Below are 23,582 nucleotides of genomic sequence, written 5' to 3'. Positions count from 1 at the left end.
ACGTAAGATGCCTGTTGTCTTACATTTGGTCAAACCCAATTTGTCCGACGACAGTCGGCAAGTACCCCGTCCAAGAACACAGGACAGCACCATGCCTGCGGCCACTATCTACTCGAAATCCGAACCCGGCAGTGCCCGAGACCGTCTTCTTGATGTGGCGTTGGAACTCTTCGCGACGCGCGGCTATCAGGCGATAGGCCTACGCGATCTTGCAGGGCAACTGGGGCTGCATGCTGGCTCGCTTTACGCGCATATCGAGAATAAACAGTGCCTGCTGTTCGAGCTGATTGAAGGCGCTGTGTCTGACCTGCTGGCCGATACCAAACGTCGTATGCGCGGAGCCAGGACTCACCGTGATCGCCTCCACCGTTTTGTACATGCATTCGTGGCTTTCAATCTGGCAGAAAAGCACCGTCTTCTGCTGGTGACACGTGAATTCGTCAATTTGACCGATGAGCAACAACAGGAAATCAACCGACTCAAGAGCAGCTATGTCGCCCTGTTGAGAGCAATCATCGCCGCTGAACGCGGTGAGCATGGCTGCATCAGCGACCGCACCGGACTCATCACAGAGGCCGTCATCGGGATGCTATACGGACAATCCCTCTGGCAGAGCACGCAAGTCCCGGAACAAAAACTCACGGATGCCCTGACTCACTTTGTCGTGGGAATCGTTACCTGCGGCAAAGACTCAGCGCTCAAGGCATAAGCATTATGCACCCGCTACGACATTCACTTCATAACGAACTGCACGCCCGTTCTTCTCTGTACTTCAGCGAGCCGGCCTATGTTTTTCACATGGCCGTCATGGGCAGCGAAAGCGAGCGACAGTCACTTCTCAACAGCCTCTATGATGAACCGGTCGGTGGTGAAATCCCCCAAGGCATCACCAGACTTGACGGGCACTGGCTGAAATGGGAACGACATGCCGAGTTTTTTACCCTCACTTATGTCGTCACCGCGCCAATGGATACTCCGCACTGGAGTTCCTTGCCAGATGCCCTGGCGGTAAAAATCACCCCCTACACCCACCTGTTAATCAACAGCGTGCAAATAGTGGTACACAGCAATCATTCCTGGACGAAAGATCACCCGGAATATGGATTCAAGGATCCGTGCGGATCTTCCATAGGCGGCGGCGATGCCGCAGTCTGGAGCGATTTCCGCTTGAGCGAATGCGGTGAGAACCGGTTTCTGTTCATTAACAATCACCTCAATGCCTATCGCCAAGGGCGCATGATTCGCCGGCTGCTTGAGATCGAAACCTATCGCATGATGGCTTCACTTTCGTTGCCCGCGGCAAAGCAACTGAGTTCCCAGCTCAACGTTTTCGATAAAACGCTGGTCGATCTGTCGGAGCGAAACGCCGCGCCCGATAGAAGCAATACAAAAGCGCTGCTTTCAGAAATTGCAGAACTTTCCGCAAAAGTCGTCAGCCTCGCAGCCAAACATCGCCATCGCTTCAGCGCCACACAAGCGTATGCACAACTGGTGTTCGAACGTTTGGCAGAACTACGGGAAAACCGTGCGGGTGATTGTCAGCGTCTGGGGATCTTCATCGAACGCCGCTTCAAACCAACGGTGAGATACTGCGCTGTTACAGAACAACGACTCGACGTACTCGCCAAAAGTGTGGCCAATCTGGGAGAGCTTCTACAGGCGCGCGTCCAGGTGGAGATGGAAGAGCAAAACGCCGAAATCTTAAAAAGCCTGAATGCGCGAGCGGATGCACAGATCAAGATTCAACGAGCGGTTGAAGGCCTCTCCATTATCGCCATCACCTACTACGTCCTGAACCTACTGAAGTTGCTTTACTCCGGAGTGCATTTGCTGGGCATGGAGCTGTCTCCAAGATCAGCGGTCATTGCGATGGCACCCATTGCAATTTTCATTCTGTTGAAAATTTTTATACGGATAAGGGCAGCAAAGCAGCATTGAACCGCGACCAAGTTTCGATTCTGATGCTCAAACGACGCGAATGTGAGCACCAGTGGATACAAGCCTAAATGCGAACCATCGACGATGGCAGCCGTGAGTCGATTACCGTCGCTCTCGACAGGCAGAAGTCGGCCGATTCTGTTGAAAAAGTCGGACTCTCCAGACTGCCCGCACACTGACTGCTGAAACCGCCAGCTTTGCGCGTCGCTACGCGAAATCTGAGTCCAGACTTCTTCTGCTCAAAGAAAACATTTCAATCTCAAGCGCGTATTATTCTGCCGTGGAAGCCCTGGTCGACTTTTTCAACAGAATCTGCCAATAGCTGCCGGCCGTACAACTGGCACTTCGTCTTAAAGCGAATGCCCGAAGATCCGTTTTCTTCATGTCAAAACCTGCTTGAGTCTTCAAGGTGAAAACCAGTTTCCGCTCTGGATTTCGCCATGACGAACTCTCCATGCTTCCTAGTCATTGTCTGCTTCGTAACGCTCTCAGCCGTTGCTCAAGACGTCCGAGAGCGCTCGGACCTAGGCCTCATGGATCAGCAACTCGGCGTAATCGCACAACTGGCCGAGCGAGCTCACAGTGTCAGTACCGACACCGAAGGGGCTCGCTATCGCTTCGACTTCCCGAGGTTCACAGCGGATCTCGAGCGCTTACGCCATGGCGTCAACCAGTACCTTTCACCCTCCCGGGCGCAGCCGGCCGACCTTGCCGATTTGATTGGCGACTATCGCGCGAACGCCCCGCAACCGAGCACGACCGATGAGCATGACTGACACCCAACTAACCGCGTTCTCCACAGTGGCCGGCTTTACCCCACAGCTCAGCTCTGTGCTGTGGCGCTCGTCCGTTCTGGTGCTGGCGTTGCTCTGGTGCGCCTGGACCTTGTGGACCGGCTACCGCGGCTGGGCGGCCGGCAACATCAACTTCGGCGCGCTCGGTGGCAGCACGCTGCGTATTGCCCTCGCCCTGATCGTGCTGATGTTTTTCATGTTGTCGTAAACCAGGAGACTTGCCATGAACCTCTCCCGTTTTTGCCGCCGCCCTTCCACACCGATGCGCGAGCGCTGTTCGGAAGCTCTGCTCGGTGGCCTGATGCTGCTGAGCTCAACGCTGGCTTGGGCTGACCTGCCGACCATGGAGGCCCCGTCCCGGGGCGAAGGCGCTGGGCTGATAGACACCATCAAGAACTACGCCTACGACGGCGGCATCCTGCTCGGGCTGTTAATTGCCACCCTCGCGTTTCTGGGCGTGGCCTGGCATTCGCTCACCGTGTACGCCGACGTGCAAAACCAGCGTAAGACCTGGAAGGATCTCGGCGCCGTGGTCGGAGTCGGCGCACTGCTGGTGGTGGTGATCCTGTGGTTCCTGACCAAAGCCGCCACGATTCTGTGAGATCACCATGTCCGATGCTCCTGCCACCTTATCTGACGGCACGTTGACCTTCCTGCCGGAGCGTCTCAATCGTGACCCGGCCGTCCTCCGTGGCCTGACGAACGACGAGATGTGGATCGCCCTGGTCGTCGGTGCAGCGCTGGGCGTGATCGTCGGCGCGCCGTTGGCAGTGGCCACGGCCTCCATCGCCACCCTCCCCACCTGCATGTTCATGTGCATGGCGCTGGTGCTGCTCGGCGGCGGCACACTGCTGCGTCGGGCCAAGCGTGCCAGGCCGGAAACCTGGCTGTACCGGCGCCTGCAGTGGCAGTTGGCGGTGCACTGGGGCATCGGCACGACCCACCTTATCCGGCATTCCGGCCCCTGGACCGTCCGGCGTACGCGTCGGCATATGAGGACAGTAACATGAGCCGCTTTCGCAACAAGGTGGATGCGCAACGGGCGCATATCTTCAGCCTGCGCCTGGCCGTGGCAGTCCTGGCGCTGCTGTGCAGCGGGCTCTGGTACGGCTGGCAGTCCGCCCCCTCTGAGCTGACCATCCACGTGCCGCCCGATCTGCGCTCTGGCAGTACGCGCAAATGGTGGGACGTACCACCCGAAAACATCTATGCCTTCGCCCTGTACATCTTCGGCCAGCTCAACCGCTGGCCCACCGATGGCGAAGTCGACTACCACCGGGCCATCTTCGCCCTGCAACCGTACCTCACACCGGCCTGCAAAACCTTCTTCGACGGCGACTTCGATTACCGCAAGGCAGCAGGCGAATTACGCGGACGGGTGCGTGGAGTGTACGAAGTGCTGGGCCGCGGCTACAGCGACGACCCGGACTTGCGGGTGAAGCAGCTGGATGCACACAGCTGGCTGGTCAAGCTCGATCTCAACGCCGACGAGTACTACGCCGCGGAGCCGGTAAAGCGCGTGGTGGTGCGCTATCCGCTGCGCGTGGTGCGTTTCGATGTTGACCCCGAACACAACAAGTGGGGTCTGGCCCTGGATTGCTACGATGGCACGCCGCAGAAGCTGACGCTGCCCGGAGGTGCATGATGATGCGTGTCTTGATTCTGGTCCTGGTGTGGACCGTCGGCTGGTGCTCAACCGCTGGAGCGGTTGAAGTCAAATACTGGGATCGCCTGCCGTTGGCCGTACCTCTCACGGTTGGCCAGGAACGCATCCTTATGCTGGAGGAGGATGTCCGAGTTGGGCTGCCGAGCGTAGTTGCCAGCAAACTGCGGGTGCAATCCGTCGGCGGTACTGTCTACCTGAAAGCAGCGGAAGCCATTCCGCCCACGCGGCTGCAACTGCAGTCCGTGAAGTCGGGGGACATCATTCTGATCGACATCGAAGCGCTCGCTGGCAACGAGTCGCTGGAACCGCTCAAGATCGTCGCGCAGTCCCAAACGTCAGAAGTGGAAACAGTGGAGGATTCAGCACCGGCAGCGACGCCGGTTCCGGTAGTACTTACCCGCTACGCAGCGCAAAACCTGTATGCGCCCCTACGCACGGTGGCACCGCTGCCTGGTGTCCGCCGGGTTCCCCTGGACAAGTCAGCTGCACTCAGCACGCTGCTGCCGACCGAACGGGTGACGATCAAGGGGCTGGCTGCGTGGAGGCTGGGCGACTACTGGGTGACTGCGGTGAAGATCGTCAACCGCGGCCCCGCCAAGGTGTTGCTCGATCCGCGTCACCTGCAAGCCACGCTGTACGCCGCGACGTTCCAGCATGCGTACCTCGGTCGCACCGGCACGCCCGAAGACACCACCGTGGCCTACCTGGTCACGCACGGCGGTGACTTGAAGCACGCCCTCCTGCTGCCCCCGCCAACGCCGGAGGCCGCTGATCATGAAAGCTAACAGCCTGCTGAAATGGCTCGTGCCCGGCGTGCTGCTTGGGATTGTACTGATCATTGGCAAATCCTGGGTGACGGCGCCTGACGGTCAGCCCGCCCACGCCCCCGACAATACCACGCTCAGCCCTGAACAGGCGAAGGCTCTGGGCATCGCCGGTGACACGCCACGCGACACCGTGGCCACGCTGATTGGACAGGTCAAGGCCATGCGCAGCGAGATGCAGTCGCTGAAGAAAGGCAACGATGCGCTGCAGACCGAGAACAATCGGCTGCGCACGCGCGAAGGCAACATCGATACCCGCATCCAGAGCACATTAAGCAGCGTCACCCAACAAGTGACCGAGCAGCGCCAGCAGGCGAACGATGCCCGGCAAAAGGCCGAACAGCAGCATCGCGAGACCCAGGGACTGCTGTCCAAGCTCAAAGATCAGCTGACCGGCAAACCCGCTGCGAAGGCTGACCTGCCCGTGGGCTTTGGCCTCGAGCCGGGTGATGAGCAACAGTTTTCAGGGGTTCAGCCGCAGGCTGACACGGTGCAGTGGATCGAACCGGTCAATGCCCGCGCCAGCCAGGAGGACCTCACCAAACCAGACGGGCCACTCTCCACGCTGACGTCAAAATTCAAGGACCTGCACGGCCTGGACAACAACGCGATTGACCGCGGCCAGGATCACTTGCTCGCCGTTGCCAAAGGCGAGCGTGATCTGGGGAGCGCCGAAGACCGCACCGAAGGCGCCAGGCCCGTCTACACCATTCCGGAAAACTCAACGCTGATGGGCTCGATCGCCATGACCGCCCTGATCGGCCGCGTGCCGGTGGATGGCACGGTGAGCGATCCCTATCCGTTCAAGGTCCTGGTGGGGCCGGACAATCTCACTGCTAACGGGATTGATCTGCCAGACGTGGTTGGCGCGGTCATGAGTGGCACCGCTGCGGGCGACTGGACCTTGTCCTGCGTGCGCGGTCAGGTCGAGTCGATCACCTTCGTTTTCAGCGACGGTACCGTCCGCACGGTGCCGCAGCCGCAAAAAGTGGTCAGCCGCAATCGCAGCAGCGCCCAGGCGTCAGACACCGAAAAGATCCGTGGCGGCTTGGGCTACATCTCCGACCCGTACGGCATCCCGTGCGTTTCCGGCGAGCGGCGCTCCAACGCGCAGCAGTACCTGGGCAGCCAGAGCCTGATCACTGCCGCCGGCGCCGGTTTCGCTGCGACCCTGGGCAGTGAACAGAGCAACACCTCGTTCATCAACTCGGCCAGTGGCAGCCTAGGCATGACCCAGAACAGCGGCAACAGCGCGCTGAACTCAGTCATCAGCGGTGGCATTGGCGACATCCGCGAATGGATCAACAAGCTCTACGGCGAAGCCTTCGCGGCCATCTACGTCCCGCCCGGGGCCAAGGTGGCCTTGCACCTGGATCACGAAATCAGCATCGACTACGAACCCAAAGGCCGGAGAGTGAATCATGAAAGCCCATCCGTTTCGGTACTGGATCTGGATTAACCTGCTGCTTGGCGCACTCCTGGCGGGCTGCTCCACCAGCAAGGACGAAATGTTGCCCCATGGCGATCAAACCATGCTGGATATCTGGAACGGCAGCGGCTCGGTAGGCACGCAGCAGCAGCTCCAGGAGGCACGCCGTGAACTGCGGCGCCCTGTGCTCGACCCAGACCGTCTGATTAACGACCAGAGCGCGTACACCCGCACGGCCGCCAACGAGATCCGTGCGCAGTTCCCGCGTCTGCCGAACCCCGACCTGGTGATGTACGTCTATCCGCACCTGGCCGGCACCCAGCAGACGCCGGTGCCCGGCTACTCGACCGTGTTCCCGCTGTACGAGAAGGTCCAATACGCACTGCCCGGCGAGCGACTGGAAGATCTCTGATGGCCGATGACGCGAGTCGCGAGCCACCGCGCTGGAAGGCCTGGCGCGCGGCGCAACGCCGGCGGGCAACCCTTGCCGACGAGGCCGCCCAGTATGCGCATAACCCCAGCTTCGCCGACCACTTGCCCTGGGTGGAGTACCTCGAGGACGAGCAGTGCTTTCTGCTCGACGACAATCGCTCAGTGGGAGCCGTGTTCGAGCTGCAGCCGATTGGTACCGAAGGCCGTGAACCCGAGTGGCTGATGGCGGCGCGTGACGCCTTGGAAGATGCGCTGCAGGACAGCTTCGAAGAGCTCGACCAGGCGCCCTGGGTGGTGCAGTTCTTCTGTCAGGACGACAGTGACTTTTCCCCGTACCTTGAGCGCCTGGAACGCTACATCGCACCCCGGGCACAAGGCACGCCGTTCACCGAGACCTTCCTCGCGTCGATGCAACGTCATCTCTCGGCCATCGCCAAACCGGGCGGGCTGTTCGACGACCATGTCGTGTCTCATCTACCCTGGCGTGGCAGCAATCGGCGGATCCGGCTGGTGGTCTATCGCTGGCAGGGGGACCAGACCGACGACGACACACAGAGCCCGGTTCAACTGTTGAGCAGGACATGCGATCGCCTGGTAGCTTCACTGCAGACCTGCGGGGTGAGTCCCCGGCGTCTGACCGGGCGCGACTTCTACGCCTGGCTGCTGCCCTGGTTCAACCCAGCCCCGACCCTTACCGGCGAGTCGCCGGCAGCGTTCTATCGTCGCGTGCCCTATCCGGAGGAAGGCCAGGACGATGCCCTGCCGTTGCCCTTCGACCACGATTTTGCCGAGCGGCTGTTCTTCCAGGAGCCGCGCTCCGATGTTGACCAAGGCCAGTGGTACTTCGATCAGCAACCCCACGCCGTGATGGTGGTCGACAAGCTGCGCAAGCCGCCTTATATCGGCCAGCTGACCGGCGAAACGCGAAAGGGCGAGGCCCTGAACGCGTTGTTCGATCAACTGCCCGAGCAGGCAGTCATGAGCCTCACCTTGGTGATTACACCCCAGGATGTGCTTGAGGAGCAGCTCAACCGGTTGGCAAGAAAAGCCATCGGCGAAAACCTTGCCTCGACCCAGACCCGCCAGGACGTGGAAGAAGCCCGCGCACTGATCGGCCGCCAGCACAAGCTGTATCGCGGCACCTTGGCCCTGTACCTGCGCGGTGCCGACGAACAGCAACTGCGCCAGCGCTCGATTCAGGCTGCCAATGTGCTGCTCGGCGCGGGATTGCAACCGGTGCGTGAGGGCGATGAGGTCGCGGCGTGCAACAGCTACTTGCGCTGGTTGCCAATGGTCTACAACCCCGTCCGCGACGCGCGTAACTGGTACACCCGGCTTATGTTTGCTCAGCATGTCGCCAATCTGTTGCCTCTCTGGGGGCGCAGCATCGGTACCGGCAACCCGGGCATCACTTTTTTCAACCGTGGTGGCGCGCCCCTATCGTTCGATCCGCTGTCGCGCTTCGACCGCTCCATGAATGGCCACCTGTTGTTGTTCGGCCCCACCGGTGCCGGCAAGTCAGCCACGTTGGTATGGATGCTGATGCAGGTCATGGCCGTGTACCGACCGCGGCTGATTGTCGTCGAGGCAGGCAACTCGTTCGGGCTCCAAGGCGACTATTTCGCCAGGCATGGCCTGTCCGTTAACAAGGTCCAGCTCAAGCCTGGTAGCGGCTTGAGCCTGGCCCCTTTCGCCGATGCCCGGCGCCTGATTGACCACCCTGACCAAGTCGCCAGCCTGTCGACCGAAGAGCAGGATGAAACCGCTCCGGACAATGATGAACAACGTGACGTGCTGGGCGAGCTGGAGATCACCGCGCGCCTGATGATCACCGGTGGCGAGGCCAAGGAAGAGGCGCGGCTGACCCGCGCTGACCGCAGCCTGATCCGCGAGTGCATCCTGGATGCGGCCAGGCAGTGTGCGGCCACCCAGCAGCAAGTCCTGACCCACCACGTCCGCGATGCACTACGCCAGGTCGCCAGCGACACGCACCTGCCCGAAAAGCGCCGTGAACGGGCCCAGGAAATGGCCGAGTCCATCGACCTGTTTTGCCAAGGCTTCGAAGGCGAGCTCTTTGACCGGCCGGGGACACCCTGGCCCGAAAGCGATGTCACCATCGTCGATCTCGCCACCTATGCCCGTGAAGGCTATGAGGCGCAGATGTCGATCAGCTACATCAGCCTGATGAACACGGTGAACAACCTCGCCGAACGCGATCAGTACCTCGGTCGCCCCATCATCATGGTCACCGACGAGGGGCATATCATCACCAAGAATCCGTTGCTGGCGCCTTTTGTGGTCAAGGGCACCAAGATGTGGCGCAAGCTCGGCGCCTGGTTCTGGCTAGCGACGCAAAACCTGGCCGACTTCCCCGATGCAGCGCAGACCATGCTCAACATGATCGAGTGGTGGATCTGCCTGAACATGCCGCCGGCGGAAGTCGAAGAGATCGCCCGCTTCAAAAAGCTCACGCCGGCGCAGAAGGCGCTGCTGCTCTCCGCCAGCAAGGCCTCGGGAAAATACACCGAGGGCGTGGTCTTGTCGAAGAATCTGGAGACGCTGTTTCGCGCGGTCCCCCCCAGTCTCTACCTTGCCCTGGCCATGACCGAGCCGGAGGAAAAGGCTCAGCGTTGGCGCTTGATGAAAGAGCACCAGCAGTCCGAGCTGGACGCTGCCCTTCAGGTCGCCGCAGAGATCGATCGCCTGCGCGGCATGTCGTAAACGCACGCACCCATCCCGGCGATATTAGAAGCCCTTTCCCCGAGCAAAAAACACCAGGAGCCTATTTGTACGCCTGTGGTGGTTTTTTGCGGATTTTCCGCCCTCAAGCCGACTACTGACAAAACCGATCACTCCGGCGTCGGTTTGTCCGACCCTTTCCTCGCTCGATTTCGGAATGCTGAAGCTTGACGCAACGAATGTACAACGTTGCCTCTTGTCGAGTGCTACCCATGAATGAGACCGCGACTACTCGATGCAGATCTCCGAAGGTCAGGACGCCTAGCCGGCTCGCTGGCAGCAGACGAGCGCTTACCGCGGCCGTTTTGTTCATGGCCGCGCAACAGTGTCTGGCGCTGACCACCCCAGCCATCATCGCCTCCATCACTTCGCTGCAGTGCCTGGAGTACCGGGTGGTCGGGATCTGCTACTGGCTCCTCTGCACCCCATTTGGCTGCACGGTGAAGACCTCGCCCAAGGTCCGCCACTTCATTCCGGAACTGGTGGTATCCAGCTATTCCGACACAGGGGCTAGTCCGTGGGTCGAGATGGCCACACTGTCGGCGCCCACGCTTTCGTCGCAAGGGGGTGGCAACCTGATCACACCTTCGCCGCAGCGCGATAACCTGCTCCGCTTCAAGAATGTCGACGGCATTGGCCATCCCGGCGGGGCGGCGCTCACCGCCCTGGCGCACAGCTTCGGTTATGCATGCCCTTCCGGGGCAGTGCCACTGGCCCCCTACTACCTCAGCACGCTCGATCCGCTCGCTTGGCGTCAGGCCATTCCCGAGTCCGCCTACCCACAAGCGCTGATCCCGGGCTCGCGCGAGATCGGCAGCCAGGCGCTCGGGAACATGTGGGGCAGCGTCTACCCGCGGCACGGTTTTCTGGTGCAGGCCGATGATTTCAAGGCATCCGCCGTCATGGCCCAGCGCGCCAGTGACTTCATCACGCGCGTCGGCCAACCGCATGTCTACCTGCCGCTGCAGCCGAAGCCTTATCCCGGCTACTGGCCGCCGCAACCGGTGATGGAGAACAACGTCAACAACCACCGCTGGCAGCTGCTTTCGCCGGTGATTCAGAGCACCTGCGCGATCTTCCCCAGCCCTACGATCCACAGCGTTGAGGGTGGCTACGCCTGGTCGCTGTGGCGGCCCTACCGCTGCTGTCAGCGCATGGGCCAGACCTTGCTGTTCAGCATCGACTTTGAAGGAGGCCAAGGATGAACATGCTCGCTCTTGGGTTGGCATGCATGCTCGTAGCGGCTGCCGTCCAGGCCGCCGAAGGGGACTACCGCCTGGGTGATCAGGGCGAGGTTTTAGACGACCGCGTGATGTACACCATCGGTGGCGGATCCGCTGCGGGAGCCCCCTCCTCGCTTTATCGGCCGAATGGTCTCGGCGTGGGCATGTCCTGGCGCGCGAACATGATGTGCGGAAACATGAACCTCTCCAACACCCTGCAGAACCAGCTCAATGGCGCCACACAGGGCTTCCAACAGATCATGGGCAATGTCATCCAGAACGCCACACAGGCGGTGATGTCCCTGCCAGCGATGATCATTCAGCGCGCCAACCCCGGTCTGTACGAGCTGCTTAGCAACGGCGTGCTGCAGGGGCGGATCGACTTTGACCGGTCGAAGCTCACCTGTCAGGCGATGGCCGCCAAAATGGCCGACAAGGTGGACCAGGCTGGCTGGGGGGCACTGGCGCAGAACCAGGAGATGCAGCACAACCTTGAGCAATCCGACGGTGATGCCGTCACCGCAGTGAAGGACACCGAGTCGAACAACGGCAACCATGGCGTCAGCTGGGTCGGCGGGCAGAAAGCCGGTGGCCTCGGCCAGCGCCCGATCCGGGTCACCTCGGATGTGGTGAAGGCAGGCTATAACCTGCTGCACAACCGGCCGGTCGAAGACACCTCGGCAGTCGGCTCTGGTTGCCAGAATGGCGCCATCTGCCAAGCCTGGTCGACCCCCGATGAGGTCTCCGAGTGGGCTACGAGAGTCCTTGGCGAAACCGAGGTCGAGACCTGCGACGATTGTGAGACGTTGCGCGTGACGGCCGGCACAGGGCTCTCACCACTGATCCAGGAAACCTACACGGAGCACCTCGAAGGGTTGCAGCGACTGTTGTCTGGCGCCGAACAGCCCACGCCGGAAAACCTCAGCAAGGTCTCCAGCCCTTTGCTGCAAGTATCCCGCGGGGTCATCGAAGGCTTGCACGACGATCCCGACCAGAACCTATTGGCCCGACGCCTGGCCAGCGAAACCGCGCTGTCGAGCGTGATCTACAAGGCGATGCTGTTGCAGCGCACGCTCCTGGCCGGCAGCCATGAGCCCAATGTGGCGTCGGCGCAGCCTGCTACCGAGGCCTTGAATGGCAATGTGGAAACCTTGGAGCGAGAGATCCGCCTGCTGCAAACGGAGCTGCAGGTGCGCCAGTCGCTGGCCACCAACACTGCCAGCCTGGTCCTGGACCGTCACGCTGGCGGCGCCGACGCCTCGCGCACCATCGATCAGCGCGATCCGCAGCCGGACCGACTGCATCGGGCGGACCAAAGCAGGAGCACACCATGATGCTGTTTTCTTTAAGGTCCACGATTACCCATGTGCTGCTGATTCTCGGCGCCATGGCCTTGATGTTCCTGATTGCCTGGATGGCGCTGCAGCAGTCGGGCGCCAGGATTGATTGGCTCGCGCACGCGCGGGGGGCTACGCCCTATCTCACCTGCTGGCGCGCACTGGTGTATTCCCTACTCATCACGGGCTGGACCACGGCATTGCGCTTGCGACCGGCGCTTGAGGATCAGCACCGGCTCAAGCGACTGGGACTGATCGGCTTCGGCTCGATCATCTTGGTCGAACTGTCTCGTGTGTGAGGTGCAGTCATGAGCATGAGCACCAACAGCTACCTTGAGTACTACCTGTCGCTGCTGGCCTGGATCATCAACAACGGCATCTGGAACACGCTGGCGGATACGGGACTTTTCGCCGCCCCCTTCGGCGCGATCATCCTGCAAGAATGGCTGTCTGCGCGCCAACAGGGCGCAGACGAGGGCAACAAGGGCTTGCTGTCGATCCCTCGCGTCGAGAACCGGCTGTGGATGAGCTACGTGGTCATCCTGTTCGGCTGCATGCCGTTCTTCCCCTTGAACCTTTCCTCCGTGACCTTTGATGATTCGGCCAGCCAACGGTGCGGGGTCTCCATGGCCAAACCTGCCGATACGGCTTGGGGCGCGACCTTCAACACGATTGGCGAAAAATCAGCGAGTGTGCCGGTGTGGTGGTTTCTCGTGCATGCCATGAGCAAAGGCATCACGGCCGCTGCTACCGCCTCGATTCCCTGTGCACCAGATATCCGCTCCATGCGAATGGAGATCGACAGCTCGCGCATCAAAGACCAGGTGCTACTACAGGAGGTCGCGGACTTCACCCGCGATTGCTACGGCTATTCGCGCTCTCGGCTGTTTACCCATCGTCCCGAACTTGATGAATCGCAGAGCTACGATGCCTCCTGGATTGGCTCGACCTTCTTGCTCAACACGCCGGGCTACTACGACACAGATCGATCGCGAACGCCGAGGGTCGATTGGCCCTACGACGAGACCCGGGACACCTCCCTACCCCAACTCGACAACGGCGCTGGCTACCCGACCTGCAAGCAGTGGTGGAGTGATCCAACGATCGGGCTGCGTGATCGACTGGTCGCCGAGGTCGATCCGTCACTCCTTTCGCAATTGCGAGGCTGGCTCACCGGCCGTACCACTACTGAAATCGAAAATGCCACCCTCCGCGAGCTGGTGAGCCCGCGGCAGCAGTCGTTGAGCATGGCGCCAGGACAAGTGTTCCAAGACTACGGCAGCAGTGCGCGGGGCGGATCGCTGACGCAAGGGCTCAACAACCTGGCCACAAATACCGGCCTGGCCCTGGGCTCATTCAGCAATTTCCCGGCGATGAATGCATTGCGCACGGCGCTGCCCATGGTTCAGGCCTTTCTGATCATGGGCACGATCATCAGCCTACCGCTGGTACTGCTCATCAGCACCTATCAGCTCAAGGCGCTCATGACGATCACGTTCGCACTGTTCACCCTGCACATGCTGACGTTCTGGTGGGAACTCGCACGCTGGATCGACTCGAGCATGCTGGAGACGCTGTACAACCAGGTGTCTGCCTCGGACCAGGCGCTCTTGTCGCTGCCGACGGCAGGAGTCATGGATGGGACGGTGACTGCGCAAGTGATTGAGTATGTTATGGGGGCGATGTTTGTGGTATTGCCGATGTTCTTTCTTGGCGTGATGAGCTGGGCGGGCTACAACGTGGGCAGCGGTGTGCAAACACTCTTTAGCCGAGGAACAGAAGCTGCTCAAGTCCAAGCTGAGAAGGGTTCATCACAGCTCATCTCAGGAGCCCGGAGGTTGAAATAATCAATTATCCCAGCGATCCATGCTCGTCATATAGCTCAGGATAACTGGCTTGATGTCGTGGATGGCTCACCTCGTGGATACGAGGTTTTTTATCAGCACTGATTGGCAACGCCGCCAGGGTCCACACCGCAAGCATGCCAATTGCCAGGAAAATCGCAACTGACGCAACGGCAAGCATGAGAAGTACTTTAAGGGCCTGAAATCCGATTTGGCGAACTCCCAATGGGATAGATGCCAAACTGCGGGAATGCAGAACTCTGTTTTCAAGACGGTTCACTGCGTGACCAAAAGTGACTGCGGTATGAATCACATGCTTGCCGAACGGCGTACGGCTTGAAGTCGAAGATGCGTGGAATGCCATGTAAATCCCTCCTTTCCCCTTTCTTCACTTGCAGCTCAAGGGCGCACCGAGTTTTTGGATCCAGCCTCCAGCTTACTCCCAATAAACTGAAAGCTCCGACCGTTGATCGCCAGATCCTTTTGAATAATCGTCAGTGGTACTCAGTGTATTCATACCGAGTACACAAACACCAAACGCCATTGACGATAGTCAGGGCCATTTGGTAAATCGGAAGTGCAAACGCTGGTTTCCAGCAACCAGGTAGCCACAACCTTCAAGGCTACGTCACTCCCGTGATGGTTATCCCAAAGGCGATTCGCGTTCGGCAGCTCGCCCGATCACCGTTCCCCGCGGTGATGAACGCTCTCCTACCCCGAGGCTCGCTGAGCCATGCATCCTTGACGCTCACTCTCTCAATCCGTTCCAGTGCTGGGAATTCTTCCCGCATGGGTGGCATTCCTCTGCACTCCTTGGAGGATCTCATCATGCTGCGATTCAAAGGCACAGAACTGCACGCGGTATTGGCTGAGGCCGGCATCAATGGCTGTCGAGTTGTCCTGGTCAAAGGCCACGGTGTTTACCTCATGTCCGAGGTCGGTGAAAGCAAACCGGAAGGTGGCCGCAAACGCATAGCCTACGCCACCGGTTGCAACCCCAACGTCGACGCGTTCGACCTCTGGTGGGGCCGGGCTCGTGACGAATTCGGCGGTGATGACTTCGCCGAATACCTCGATATCGTTGATCCTGTCCTGGCCAGCCTGCATGACACTGCAGGATCGCTGGTGGTTGAGGCCACGCCCACTCACCTGTCCCTGGCTGCGGAGATTGCCCCAACGGGACAATCATGAAGGCGCAACTTTCCTAGCATACGCAGCCTCTCACACCCGAGAGACTGCCCATTTGGAAGCCGCTGCAATGGCCCAAAGTCTTAGCGACATACCCTGCCATTCGTCCAGTTCTTCGGGACAAAAATCTTCCTTGGCATTCGATGGAAGTCTCCCTTTTTCTGGAACAGACCTGAGCATTGACCGGCCCGCACACCGCGGTTAAATGACCAGGACAGCATAGTTTACGGAGGCGCAAGCCAGACTCCAACTGCAGCGCTTTATGTACTACAGCACGAATACTGGGAGGTTCCGATGTCGACGACGAACACCTTCTCGACCGCCGTGGTTCTTAGCCCTGGTGTATGGCGATACGTCATGGCTTCCGGCAACGGCGCCGATCGACCAGAGCTCTCAGCACAGCGTCTCGCGACACTGATGAGCAGGGCGTTGACGTCACTTGGCCAACGCGGTGAGGGACGTTCGATGACGCTGAATATTGAACCGTCTACCAACGCAGGATCACCGGCCTCCCCGTCACGCAACCTGCAACTGACGCACATCACGTCAGCTGGCAACCCCTCATTTCTGCTTATTCGCTTGCCAGACGAAGCGCCCGTGGATTGCTGATCCACCTCAGTGGATCGAACTGCAAGCGCCCATCACTCACCCCACCGGGAACCCTTCCCGGCCGGGCAGCGTTCCCCTTTCATTAACTGGAGAACGTCATGTCCGATATCTACCTCGAGGTCACCAACAAGATCGTCAACGCGCTGGATCAAGGAGTGATCCCGTGGATCAAACCTTGGTCAACAGCAGCCTCAGCTGTTGACTCCCCTTTTCCCACCAACGCGATTACCCGGCGCCCCTACTCCGGCATCAACATTCCACTGTTGTGGGCCGAAGCCCGACTTCGCGGTTTTAGCCAGGATCGCTGGCTGACCTTCAACCAAGCCCGCAAGGCCGGTGGTCACATCCGCAAGGGCGAGCAGTCGACCCTGGCGGTGCTGTACAAACCCATGAGCAAGGAGGCACAGGATGAGAACGGTGAGGTTCTGCGCGATGAACAAGGCAACATCAAGACGGTGCAGTTCGCGCTGCTGAGAACGCACTGCCTGTTCAACATCGAGCAGGCAGATGGCCTACCGAACGAGGAGCAACTCCCCGATGATCATAATGATCCTCCGGCCTTTATTGACCATGTACCTGCGGAGCAGCTCTTGGCCTCCACTGGGGCGCGCATCGACCACCGCTACGGCGACGACGCGGGCTACTACCCCATCAGGGATCTGATTCAGCTGCCCACCAAGGGCCAGTTCGAGGATGTGGGCAGTTACTACGCCACCGCCCTGCACGAGCTGACGCATTGGTCAGGTCATGCCTCGCGGCTCAACCGTGAAGGCATCACGGGCGAGCATCACTTCGGCTCTGCCGAGTACGCGTTTGAAGAGTTAGTCGCGGAAATGGGCGCAGCGTTTCTCTGCGCAATGACCGGTACTCAGGGCGAACTGCGGCACGAGGAGTACCTAGCGTCGTGGTTGAAGATTCTCAAGGAAGACAAGCGCGCCATTTTCCGCGCCAGCGGCCAGGCGCGCGAGGCCACAGAATATCTGTTTGCGCTGCAGACGGTAGGCGACAGCGAATCACGCAAGCGGTTGACGGCATGACCCCACCAACACCAAAGGCCCCGTTTGGGGCCTTTGTTTTGTCTGCAGAAACGGCCCGCCGCAGCGCAGCCGGGCAACCGGCTACTGCAGCCAGCGCTCGACGGTATCGGCGCCGTGCTCCTGCTTCCATTGCTTGAGGATCTTGTGGTTACCGCCCTTGGTTTCCACCACCTCACCGCTGTGTGGGTTCTTGTAGCGCTTGACATCGCGAGGCTTGCGCTGGGCACCGGTGCCTGCACTCACAGCGCTCACCGTCAATCCCTTTGCGGGATCAAGGATGGCAATGACCTGACGCAGGCCCATGCCGTACTCTTCCAGCAAAGATTTGAGTTTGCGCTCAAACTCAATTTCCTGTTTCAGCCCGGAATCATTTTTCATCGTATCCAGTTGCTGAAGCTGCGCAGCCAACTGCGCTTCCAGAGCTTTGAATTCGGCAAGCTTAGACATGAGTAACCCTTGGTGATGGTGAGACAAGTGGCGTGATGCTAGCTCAGATCAAGCCCATTGCCGAGGGATCAAACTAAATCCATTGAACGAACTTTTGACTTGTCGCTCAACCCCCACACACTGCAGTCACTCTTCCAAAACCTGGCAGAGATGGGCAACGAGTTGCCGAGGCGACGGGCTACTCCCCATCTTGAACAAGATATCGCGCTGACTGCGTGGAAGCTTTTTCGCGCAACGTTTGGCCGCTGCTCGAATGGCCGCGTCAGTTCCGTGAATTCGGTCAACCAGCAATACGATCAATACTGCGTCTGCGAGCGTCATCGGCGCCCCTGCTTCGAAAGTCATGCGGCTGAGTGTAACCACGCGAAAAGGGTGTTTGCTACTCCAATCGCCCTAACTAACCCGAAACGGCCAGGATCAGATTCTCGCGTCCGCGAAAAGGGCACATCGGTTAAAGGGTAATGGCGACAATGGAAGGGGTCGCAAGGGTAAGAGGCCTACCCGAAAAGGCAAAAGGACCTCCTGGATGCAAAGCAGGTAATGCGATGTTGCGCTGGTGGCTCAAACATCAAAAAGGTAATGCCGCAGCCCTCGCTCCGGCACCTGTGGTCGAGGGCTACTGGGCTCCCGCGTCAGCAGAATCACTGCTGGCCGCCGATCACCGGCAAAAGTTGCTCGAACGTATCTGGCAGTACACCGCGCTGTCGAAACCTCAGTTCGATCAGCTCTATCTCGACCCCATTCGCCGCTACGCCAGCTATGTGCAGCAGCTGCCCGCCAGCGAAAGCCATCATCACGCCTATCCAGGCGGCATGCTCGACCACGGTCTGGAACTGGTGGCCTGTAGTCTCAAGCTGCGCCAGTCGTACCTGTTACCCAGTGACGCCGCCCCCGAAGACCAGGTTGCGCAGGCCGACGCCTGGAGCGCCGCCATCGCCTACGGAGCGCTGCTGCATGACATCGGCAAGATTGCCGTCGACCTGCAGGTGGAATACCAGAGCGGCGAGCGCTGGCACCCCTGGCACGGCCCCCTGACTCAGCCCTACCGCTTCCGCTACCTGGTCGGCCGCGACTACCAGCTGCATGGCGCAGCCGCCGGCCTGCTCTACACCCAGATCCTGGCGCCCCCCCTGCTCGACTGGCTCAGCGGCTACCCAGCCTTATGGGGCCACCTGCTCTGCTTGCTGGCCAACCACTATGAGCACGCCGGCACACTAGGGGAACTGGTGCTGCAAGCGGATCGGGTCTCTACGGCACAGAATATCGGTGCCAACCCGACCAAGGCGCTGCAGGCACCCGTTCGCTCGCTCCAGCATCATCTGCTGGCGGGGTTGCGCCACCTGGTGAAAAATGAGTTCAAACTCAACCAGCCCGGCGCGGCCGGTTGGCTCACCGAGGACCATCTGTGGCTGGTCAGCAAAACCGCGACCGACAAACTGCGGGCTTGCCTGCTGGCCCAATCCGTGGACGGCATTCCCTCCTCCAACATCGCGATGTTCGATGAACTGCAATCGCATGGGTTGGTCGAGGCAACCCCGGAGGGTAAGGCGGTTTGGCGCGCCACGGTTTCGGATGACGACTGGGAGGAACGCTTCACCTTCCTGCGCCTGCAACCCGCATTGATCTGGGCCGATGAAGTCCGGCCAGAACCGTTTGCAGGCTCGGTGGTTATCAAATCCCGCAGTCCAGAAATTGCGGATGAAACAGGCGAATCACAGGAAGACCCCGAGCACACGCGCAGCCGCGACAAGGCTTTCAACCCCGAGCTTTCGCCGGATGATACCGGCTATCTGGAAAGCTTCATGGACATGCTCCAGGGTCGGGAGACTGCCAGTGAAAAAACTCACTCCGCAGCCTTCCCCGAGACCACGCCTTCGGAAGACAGCTGCCCGGCTGAGACCTTTGTCGACTGGTTGCGCGAAGGGATTCAAAGTCACCGACTGCTCGTCAATGACAGCAAGGCACAGGTCCATACGGTTGAGGGAACGTTCTTCCTGGTCACACCAGGAATCTTCCAACGCTACGTCGGTGAGCGTTCACGCCTCACAACCAAAGATGAAAAAGACGATGCATGGCTGCAACTTCAACGCCGCTTTGAGCGGCTCGATCTCCACCTGAAACGACCCAACGGACACAATATCTGGACCTGCAAAGTGAAGGGGCCACGCAAAACCAGTTCTCTGAATGGCTACCTGCTGCGCGACAGCAGGTCCATTTCTAGTGAACAGCCGACAGATAATCGATTCCTTACGTTGAACTCGTGAACGCTACGAGACGCGGCTGGCGGCTGGCGGCTTGCGGCTTGCGGCTTGCGGCTTGAAAATGGCAAAGTTACTGTGCCTACGCAATAAAAGCCCGTCTCAGGATGGGTTACCTCAACCATTAGGTGGGGAATCGCCTCCGCCATCTTTATACGACAAAGCCCTGATTATTCAGGGCTTTGTCGTTTCTGGGGTTTTGCTTTTCTGTTGCCCTCGCGCTGATCGTTTCCGCATCTTTTCGGCCATTTCCGCAACTAGCCTCCAAAGAAACCTGTAGAGATCGTTTCAGACTACCCCTCCTCCGGCGTCCTGCCGACCGAACACAGCGCAACTGGAACGGCGAGCGCTGTATCGGGGCGCCTTCACCAGCGTCGCCGATCTGAAAGCGGCAATCCGCCAATTTATCGAAGCTCATAACGAACACTCGGCCAAGCCCTTTCAAGTGGAACAAAACGGCTGAAGCCATCATCAGCTCGGTAAATAGAGCAAAGCTCAGCATGATCAAAAATAAATTAATGAATTAACCGCTCAGGCCATTAGGTACAAGGCAGCAGGAGCCAGAGCGCTTGAAGAATCTATTTCACGACCTGCACCTTGTGAACTGGAGGCAGGTAGCGCCCCTCGCAAATAGCTGGGCGAGGCTCCTTGAGCACGGCTGTCGTGAACCAAGCCGCCGCAGACCGGCGTCTTGGCCCTTCGGGCTTACATCCTCTCGCCTACGCGCTCCGCTTGCGTCTAAACGCAGCTCGCGGTTTCACGTTACGTAGGCCCTCGAAGGCTTGCGGGCTGGTGACCAGTACCTCAACCGTCAGAAGCTGACGGTGGCAATGTGCAAAAATCGCCTGAAAGCCGCCCTTCGCAATCGTCAGCGTCGAAAAGCAGCTCCCAGCACGAGACTAAAGCAACTTCGTGCGGTCGTAATGCGTTACCACAGCAAGCAACCTTCGAGAAACTCCAATGAAACGCGCAAGCTGTGCGTCAAAAAGGACTGGTATGTGCTCTGATTTGCACATCGTTTCAAGCTGATTTCAATGTTCTGAAAAATTCATACTGCTACGACGCCCTCTTCCACGTAAAAGTCGCCGTACCAAGTTCTGGTCTACTCCGTTCCTTGCAAGTTACGGAGAGCCCTCAAAATTATCTGTTTCATTCATTTTCTGGTACTTCGGAACGTCAGTTTCCGCATAGGTGGTGGTTGAAATATTGCCCCTTTCCAGTTGACATACTCAGGTAAAAATGCGGTTCAACCAGTTAGTGAGCGCATATTTCAGCATGCTTGGGGGATTTGATCGGAGTCATCCCTCAACATCATTCCAATTTGGAATTTTATAGTTCTAAAATATCGCTTGCGAGGATCGAGATCATAAATCAATACTGGTGCACGTCAACGGTTTCATCCAGCGCCAAATGCATGAGATCGAAATGACTGCCGACCAACTGAAAAGTTTGTGAGTGACGCTATTAGCGCTTCTGAATTAAAGCTTTTCTAATCATTTCTCAATCGATCCCACCCAAGCTGAATCCCCCATCATGCAAGGAGAAAAATAAGCTCTGATGCACACAAAGTGCACACAAAAAAATGCAGTTAAAAACTTCTCAATTATGCGCATGCTGCGCGCACTGGCTTACCAAAAATCCTGAGCAGGCAAGACACTAAGGGTTATTGACATTACGAAAAAAACCCATGCATCTTATCACCTACGCAGCACTAGCTGAAAAAGAGTCTGCAAATGTCAATTCTTAGGAGCACTGCTCCTCAAGCCCCGAACATTGTCATCATTCGTAATCAAACATAGCGACAGCAGCAAAAGGAAAACCACCTTCACTGCGCCTATCAAAAAATAATAGGCATTGTTAAATGCGGAAAGTTCAACCTCGCTGCATCACAACAAAAAACACACCTTATACAATACCAGCCATCGCCAATTTTCAACAAATTGAAAAAATTATGGCAAAGATAAAAAATCCAACACCCGACACAAAAGGCTTAACGCTCCCGAAGCATCCGCTAAAAATTCAAGCCAGATAGTAAAACAAACTACAAAAAAACAGCATTCTTATTCCGCAATCACTGCCAGGCTCAAAACTTACAACAACCTTGACAATACGTGCCGAACAGAGGACAAAACATGGTCTCGCCACAAAAAAAAGAGACAAGCTCACTTAAACATGGGTTAACTTCCCGTCAAGTTTCGATGATCTCAATTGCAGGAATTATTGGCGCCGGCTTATTCATCGGTTCATCAAATGCGATTGCAACTGCTGGGCCCGCTATTTTGATTTCCTATGGCCTTACGGGCCTTCTTGTTCTTCTTGTTATGCGTATGCTGGGCGAAATGGCTATTGCCAGCCCTGACAGCGGTTCGTTTTCCACTTATGCGGGACGTGCAATTGGCCCCTGGGCAGGTTTTACAATTGGTTGGCTTTACTGGTGGTTCTGGGTACTGATTATTCCCGTCGAAGCGATCGCTGGCGCTGACATCCTCCACGCATGGATTCCAGCAGTCCCCTCGTGGCTGTTTGCCTTTCTCATTATGGTGACGCTGTCATCCACGAACCTGGCAAGCGTAAAAAATTTCGGTGAGTTCGAATATTGGTTTGCACTGGTTAAAGTCGTCGCCATTGCAGCATTTATTATCGTTTGTGCTCTTGGGGTTAGCGGATACTGGCCACTGGCCAAAACATTCGGAGTTGGTCAACTATTATCTAACGGCGGTTTCATGCCCAATGGGTTTGGAGCGGTACTTGGGGGAGTTCTCGTTACAATTTTCTCATTTTTCGGAGCAGAAATCGTAACGATCGCAGCAGAAGAAACAGAGAACCCGAAGGAGAAAATCCGAAAAGCAACAAATCTGGTAGTTTATCGTATTGCGATATTTTATATTGCCTCTATATTTTTCATCGTTTCGCTAGTTGCATGGAATGACACTCGATTAATGGAGGTAGGCTCATTTCAACGCGCACTAGAGATTCTGAATGTACCTGGGGCTAAACTAATGGTAGATATCGTGGTGCTCGTTGCTGTAACGAGCTGCATGAACTCAGGCCTCTATACCGCCTCTCGCATGCTCTATTCATTAGGCGTACGCGGAGAAGCACATCCGACGACCCGCCGCATCTCTGGCAATGGAGTCCCAACTGTAGCGGTCATACTCTCTACACTCGCGGGTTTTGTGGGATGTTTCGTTAACTATGCTTTCCCTGGCAAAGTCTTTGGTTTTCTACTCTCCACTACCGGAGCCATTGCCCTCCTAGTTTATCTAGTAATTGCCATATCTCAACTGAGAATGCGGGCCAAACTGGAGAGAGAGGAAACTCCTCCTGAATTCAAAATGTGGCTATTCCCTTGGTTGACTTGGTTTGTAATCGCGACGATCACGCTGGTACTGGGATACATGCTAGTAAGCGAGCATTACAGATACGAAACCCTGATGACAGCCATTGTTGCTGGAACTATATTAATGATGGGAACCTTACGTCGAAAGCCTACTACACACGCCTATTACCAGCAGCAAATTTTCGAAAGAAAAATCAAATAGCAACACCAAACAACACCACTAGCCCATGGTTTTCCTTGGGCTTTTTTCATTTCAGATTATATTCCGAATGCTACCACCCATCTCCGCATTAAAACTTTTTCTTTAATAGTCGATTAACGTAACGCTGGAAGCACTAGTTACTATTGATTATCGTGCGCCCCATTCTCCCTGATCGAGACGTCGCACTAACTGCGAGCCGACATAGCACGACCTACCGTTAGAGACATTTTTTCAATACAGTCCGAGGCGACTGCCGCCAGCCCGTTACCCCGAAA

22 protein-coding genes and 1 pseudogene are annotated in these 23,582 nt (G+C 57.9%); 20 read left to right on the top strand and 3 right to left on the bottom strand.

The window, feature by feature from the left end; translation table 11 throughout:
* Positions 1-91: 91 nt before the first annotated feature.
* From ACNYC6_RS24790 to ACNYC6_RS24720, 15 genes are all read left to right on the top strand, one after another.
* Positions 92-709, top strand: a complete 618-nt coding sequence (locus tag ACNYC6_RS24790) for a TetR/AcrR family transcriptional regulator (RefSeq protein WP_419709572.1) — start codon at positions 92-94, stop codon at positions 707-709.
* A gap of 5 nt (positions 710-714) precedes the next feature.
* Positions 715-1,938, top strand: a complete 1,224-nt coding sequence (locus ACNYC6_RS24785; protein ID WP_419709571.1) for a DUF3422 domain-containing protein — start codon at positions 715-717, stop codon at positions 1,936-1,938.
* Between the two features lie 440 nt (positions 1,939-2,378).
* Positions 2,379-2,714 carry an RAQPRD family integrative conjugative element protein gene (locus ACNYC6_RS24780; RefSeq protein WP_419709570.1) on the top strand — a complete coding sequence of 112 codons (336 nt, stop codon included), beginning with the start codon at positions 2,379-2,381 and terminating at the stop codon, positions 2,712-2,714.
* Positions 2,701-2,940, top strand: a complete 240-nt coding sequence (locus tag ACNYC6_RS24775) for a TIGR03758 family integrating conjugative element protein (protein ID WP_419709569.1) — start codon at positions 2,701-2,703, stop codon at positions 2,938-2,940. The genes ACNYC6_RS24780 and ACNYC6_RS24775 overlap by 14 nt, the downstream gene beginning before the upstream one ends.
* Positions 2,941-2,955: 15 nt before the next feature.
* The gene (locus ACNYC6_RS24770) at positions 2,956-3,333 is read left to right on the top strand and encodes a TIGR03745 family integrating conjugative element membrane protein (protein ID WP_419709568.1); all 378 of its coding nucleotides are present in this window, start codon (positions 2,956-2,958) and stop codon (positions 3,331-3,333) included.
* Between the two features lie 7 nt (positions 3,334-3,340).
* Positions 3,341-3,742, top strand: coding sequence for a TIGR03750 family conjugal transfer protein (locus tag ACNYC6_RS24765; RefSeq protein ID WP_419709567.1), 402 nt, complete (start codon positions 3,341-3,343; stop codon positions 3,740-3,742).
* Entirely contained in the window at positions 3,739-4,377 is a 639-nt protein-coding gene (locus ACNYC6_RS24760; RefSeq protein ID WP_419709566.1) for a PFL_4703 family integrating conjugative element protein, read from the top strand. The genes ACNYC6_RS24765 and ACNYC6_RS24760 overlap by 4 nt, the downstream gene beginning before the upstream one ends.
* Complete coding sequence (locus ACNYC6_RS24755) at positions 4,377-5,183, top strand: TIGR03749 family integrating conjugative element protein (protein WP_419713007.1); 807 nt, start codon at positions 4,377-4,379, stop codon at positions 5,181-5,183. Before ACNYC6_RS24760 ends, ACNYC6_RS24755 begins: the two co-directional genes overlap by 1 nt.
* Positions 5,173-6,681, top strand: coding sequence for a TIGR03752 family integrating conjugative element protein (locus ACNYC6_RS24750; RefSeq protein ID WP_419709565.1), 1,509 nt, complete (start codon positions 5,173-5,175; stop codon positions 6,679-6,681). Before ACNYC6_RS24755 ends, ACNYC6_RS24750 begins: the two co-directional genes overlap by 11 nt.
* Positions 6,644-7,063, top strand: coding sequence for a TIGR03751 family conjugal transfer lipoprotein (locus ACNYC6_RS24745; RefSeq protein ID WP_419709564.1), 420 nt, complete (start codon positions 6,644-6,646; stop codon positions 7,061-7,063). The genes ACNYC6_RS24750 and ACNYC6_RS24745 overlap by 38 nt, the downstream gene beginning before the upstream one ends.
* Positions 7,063-9,804 carry a conjugative transfer ATPase gene (locus tag ACNYC6_RS24740; protein WP_419709563.1) on the top strand — a complete coding sequence of 914 codons (2,742 nt, stop codon included), beginning with the start codon at positions 7,063-7,065 and terminating at the stop codon, positions 9,802-9,804. Before ACNYC6_RS24745 ends, ACNYC6_RS24740 begins: the two co-directional genes overlap by 1 nt.
* Positions 9,805-10,034: 230 nt before the next feature.
* Complete coding sequence (locus ACNYC6_RS24735; RefSeq protein ID WP_419709562.1) at positions 10,035-11,027, top strand: TIGR03756 family integrating conjugative element protein; 993 nt, start codon at positions 10,035-10,037, stop codon at positions 11,025-11,027.
* Entirely contained in the window at positions 11,024-12,379 is a 1,356-nt protein-coding gene (locus ACNYC6_RS24730) for an integrating conjugative element protein (protein WP_419709561.1), read from the top strand. The genes ACNYC6_RS24735 and ACNYC6_RS24730 overlap by 4 nt, the downstream gene beginning before the upstream one ends.
* Complete coding sequence (locus ACNYC6_RS24725) at positions 12,376-12,681, top strand: hypothetical protein (protein ID WP_419709560.1); 306 nt, start codon at positions 12,376-12,378, stop codon at positions 12,679-12,681. Before ACNYC6_RS24730 ends, ACNYC6_RS24725 begins: the two co-directional genes overlap by 4 nt.
* Before the next feature lie 9 nt (positions 12,682-12,690).
* Complete coding sequence (locus ACNYC6_RS24720) at positions 12,691-14,229, top strand: conjugal transfer protein TraG N-terminal domain-containing protein (protein WP_419709559.1); 1,539 nt, start codon at positions 12,691-12,693, stop codon at positions 14,227-14,229.
* A gap of 4 nt (positions 14,230-14,233) precedes the next feature.
* Here ACNYC6_RS24720 and ACNYC6_RS24715 read toward each other — a convergent pair whose 3' ends face one another.
* On the bottom strand, positions 14,234-14,590 hold the full coding sequence (locus ACNYC6_RS24715; protein WP_419709558.1) for a hypothetical protein: 357 nt from the start codon (positions 14,588-14,590) through the stop codon (positions 14,234-14,236).
* A 464-nt stretch (positions 14,591-15,054) separates the two neighbouring features.
* Between ACNYC6_RS24715 and ACNYC6_RS24710 the strand changes: the two genes are divergently transcribed.
* Entirely contained in the window at positions 15,055-15,417 is a 363-nt protein-coding gene (locus ACNYC6_RS24710; RefSeq protein WP_419709557.1) for a DUF3085 domain-containing protein, read from the top strand.
* Between the two features lie 704 nt (positions 15,418-16,121).
* Positions 16,122-17,060, top strand: coding sequence for an ArdC family protein (locus ACNYC6_RS24705; protein WP_419709556.1), 939 nt, complete (start codon positions 16,122-16,124; stop codon positions 17,058-17,060).
* A gap of 81 nt (positions 17,061-17,141) precedes the next feature.
* Here ACNYC6_RS24705 and ACNYC6_RS24700 read toward each other — a convergent pair whose 3' ends face one another.
* Positions 17,142-17,507 (bottom strand): histone-like nucleoid-structuring protein, MvaT/MvaU family, encoded by a 366-nt coding sequence (locus tag ACNYC6_RS24700; RefSeq protein WP_419709555.1) that lies wholly within the window; start codon positions 17,505-17,507, stop codon positions 17,142-17,144.
* Positions 17,508-17,633: 126 nt separating this feature from the next.
* A complete protein-coding gene (locus ACNYC6_RS24695; protein ID WP_419709554.1) occupies positions 17,634-17,828 on the bottom strand; it encodes a hypothetical protein in 195 nt (64 codons plus the stop codon).
* A 224-nt stretch (positions 17,829-18,052) separates the two neighbouring features.
* Here ACNYC6_RS24695 and mobH point away from each other — a divergent pair, with 224 nt between their 5' ends.
* The 3 genes and pseudogenes from mobH (at position 18,053) to ACNYC6_RS24680 (ending at position 23,307) form a co-directional block, all read left to right on the top strand.
* Positions 18,053-19,771: a MobH family relaxase gene (mobH, locus tag ACNYC6_RS24690; RefSeq protein WP_419709553.1), complete on the top strand. Its 1,719-nt coding sequence runs from the start codon at positions 18,053-18,055 to the stop codon at positions 19,769-19,771.
* Between the two features lie 322 nt (positions 19,772-20,093).
* A pseudogene (locus ACNYC6_RS24685) lies at positions 20,094-20,292 on the top strand (IS630 family transposase); the annotation flags it as partial.
* A 1,605-nt stretch (positions 20,293-21,897) separates the two neighbouring features.
* Entirely contained in the window at positions 21,898-23,307 is a 1,410-nt protein-coding gene (locus ACNYC6_RS24680; protein WP_419709552.1) for an amino acid permease, read from the top strand.
* Positions 23,308-23,582 lie beyond the last annotated feature (275 nt).

The organism is Pseudomonas sp. NFX224, from assembly GCF_048565165.1.
Classification (GTDB): domain Bacteria; phylum Pseudomonadota; class Gammaproteobacteria; order Pseudomonadales; family Pseudomonadaceae; genus Aquipseudomonas.
Note: the sequence above shows the minus strand (reverse complement) of the source record. Positions and strands in the feature narration are given on the sequence as shown.

Excerpts from the sequence above, each read along its gene's own strand:
- ACNYC6_RS24790 (WP_419709572.1), top strand. The coding sequence starts at position 92 with ATGCCTGCGGCCACTATCTACTCGAAATCCGAACCCGGCAGTGCCCGA.
- ACNYC6_RS24785 (WP_419709571.1), top strand. The coding sequence starts at position 715 with ATGCACCCGCTACGACATTCACTTCATAACGAACTGCACGCCCGTTCT.
- ACNYC6_RS24780 (WP_419709570.1), top strand. The coding sequence starts at position 2,379 with ATGACGAACTCTCCATGCTTCCTAGTCATTGTCTGCTTCGTAACGCTC.
- ACNYC6_RS24775 (WP_419709569.1), top strand. The coding sequence starts at position 2,701 with ATGAGCATGACTGACACCCAACTAACCGCGTTCTCCACAGTGGCCGGC.
- ACNYC6_RS24770 (WP_419709568.1), top strand. The coding sequence starts at position 2,956 with ATGAACCTCTCCCGTTTTTGCCGCCGCCCTTCCACACCGATGCGCGAG.
- ACNYC6_RS24765 (WP_419709567.1), top strand. The coding sequence starts at position 3,341 with ATGTCCGATGCTCCTGCCACCTTATCTGACGGCACGTTGACCTTCCTG.
- ACNYC6_RS24760 (WP_419709566.1), top strand. The coding sequence starts at position 3,739 with ATGAGCCGCTTTCGCAACAAGGTGGATGCGCAACGGGCGCATATCTTC.
- ACNYC6_RS24755 (WP_419713007.1), top strand. The coding sequence starts at position 4,377 with ATGATGCGTGTCTTGATTCTGGTCCTGGTGTGGACCGTCGGCTGGTGC.
- ACNYC6_RS24750 (WP_419709565.1), top strand. The coding sequence starts at position 5,173 with ATGAAAGCTAACAGCCTGCTGAAATGGCTCGTGCCCGGCGTGCTGCTT.
- ACNYC6_RS24745 (WP_419709564.1), top strand. The coding sequence starts at position 6,644 with ATGAAAGCCCATCCGTTTCGGTACTGGATCTGGATTAACCTGCTGCTT.
- ACNYC6_RS24740 (WP_419709563.1), top strand. The coding sequence starts at position 7,063 with ATGGCCGATGACGCGAGTCGCGAGCCACCGCGCTGGAAGGCCTGGCGC.
- ACNYC6_RS24735 (WP_419709562.1), top strand. The coding sequence starts at position 10,035 with ATGAATGAGACCGCGACTACTCGATGCAGATCTCCGAAGGTCAGGACG.
- ACNYC6_RS24730 (WP_419709561.1), top strand. The coding sequence starts at position 11,024 with ATGAACATGCTCGCTCTTGGGTTGGCATGCATGCTCGTAGCGGCTGCC.
- ACNYC6_RS24725 (WP_419709560.1), top strand. The coding sequence starts at position 12,376 with ATGATGCTGTTTTCTTTAAGGTCCACGATTACCCATGTGCTGCTGATT.
- ACNYC6_RS24720 (WP_419709559.1), top strand. The coding sequence starts at position 12,691 with ATGAGCATGAGCACCAACAGCTACCTTGAGTACTACCTGTCGCTGCTG.
- ACNYC6_RS24715 (WP_419709558.1), bottom strand. The coding sequence starts at position 14,590 with ATGGCATTCCACGCATCTTCGACTTCAAGCCGTACGCCGTTCGGCAAG.
- ACNYC6_RS24710 (WP_419709557.1), top strand. The coding sequence starts at position 15,055 with ATGCTGCGATTCAAAGGCACAGAACTGCACGCGGTATTGGCTGAGGCC.
- ACNYC6_RS24705 (WP_419709556.1), top strand. The coding sequence starts at position 16,122 with ATGTCCGATATCTACCTCGAGGTCACCAACAAGATCGTCAACGCGCTG.
- ACNYC6_RS24700 (WP_419709555.1), bottom strand. The coding sequence starts at position 17,507 with ATGTCTAAGCTTGCCGAATTCAAAGCTCTGGAAGCGCAGTTGGCTGCG.
- ACNYC6_RS24695 (WP_419709554.1), bottom strand. The coding sequence starts at position 17,828 with ATGACGCTCGCAGACGCAGTATTGATCGTATTGCTGGTTGACCGAATT.
- mobH (WP_419709553.1), top strand. The coding sequence starts at position 18,053 with ATGTTGCGCTGGTGGCTCAAACATCAAAAAGGTAATGCCGCAGCCCTC.
- ACNYC6_RS24680 (WP_419709552.1), top strand. The coding sequence starts at position 21,898 with ATGGTCTCGCCACAAAAAAAAGAGACAAGCTCACTTAAACATGGGTTA.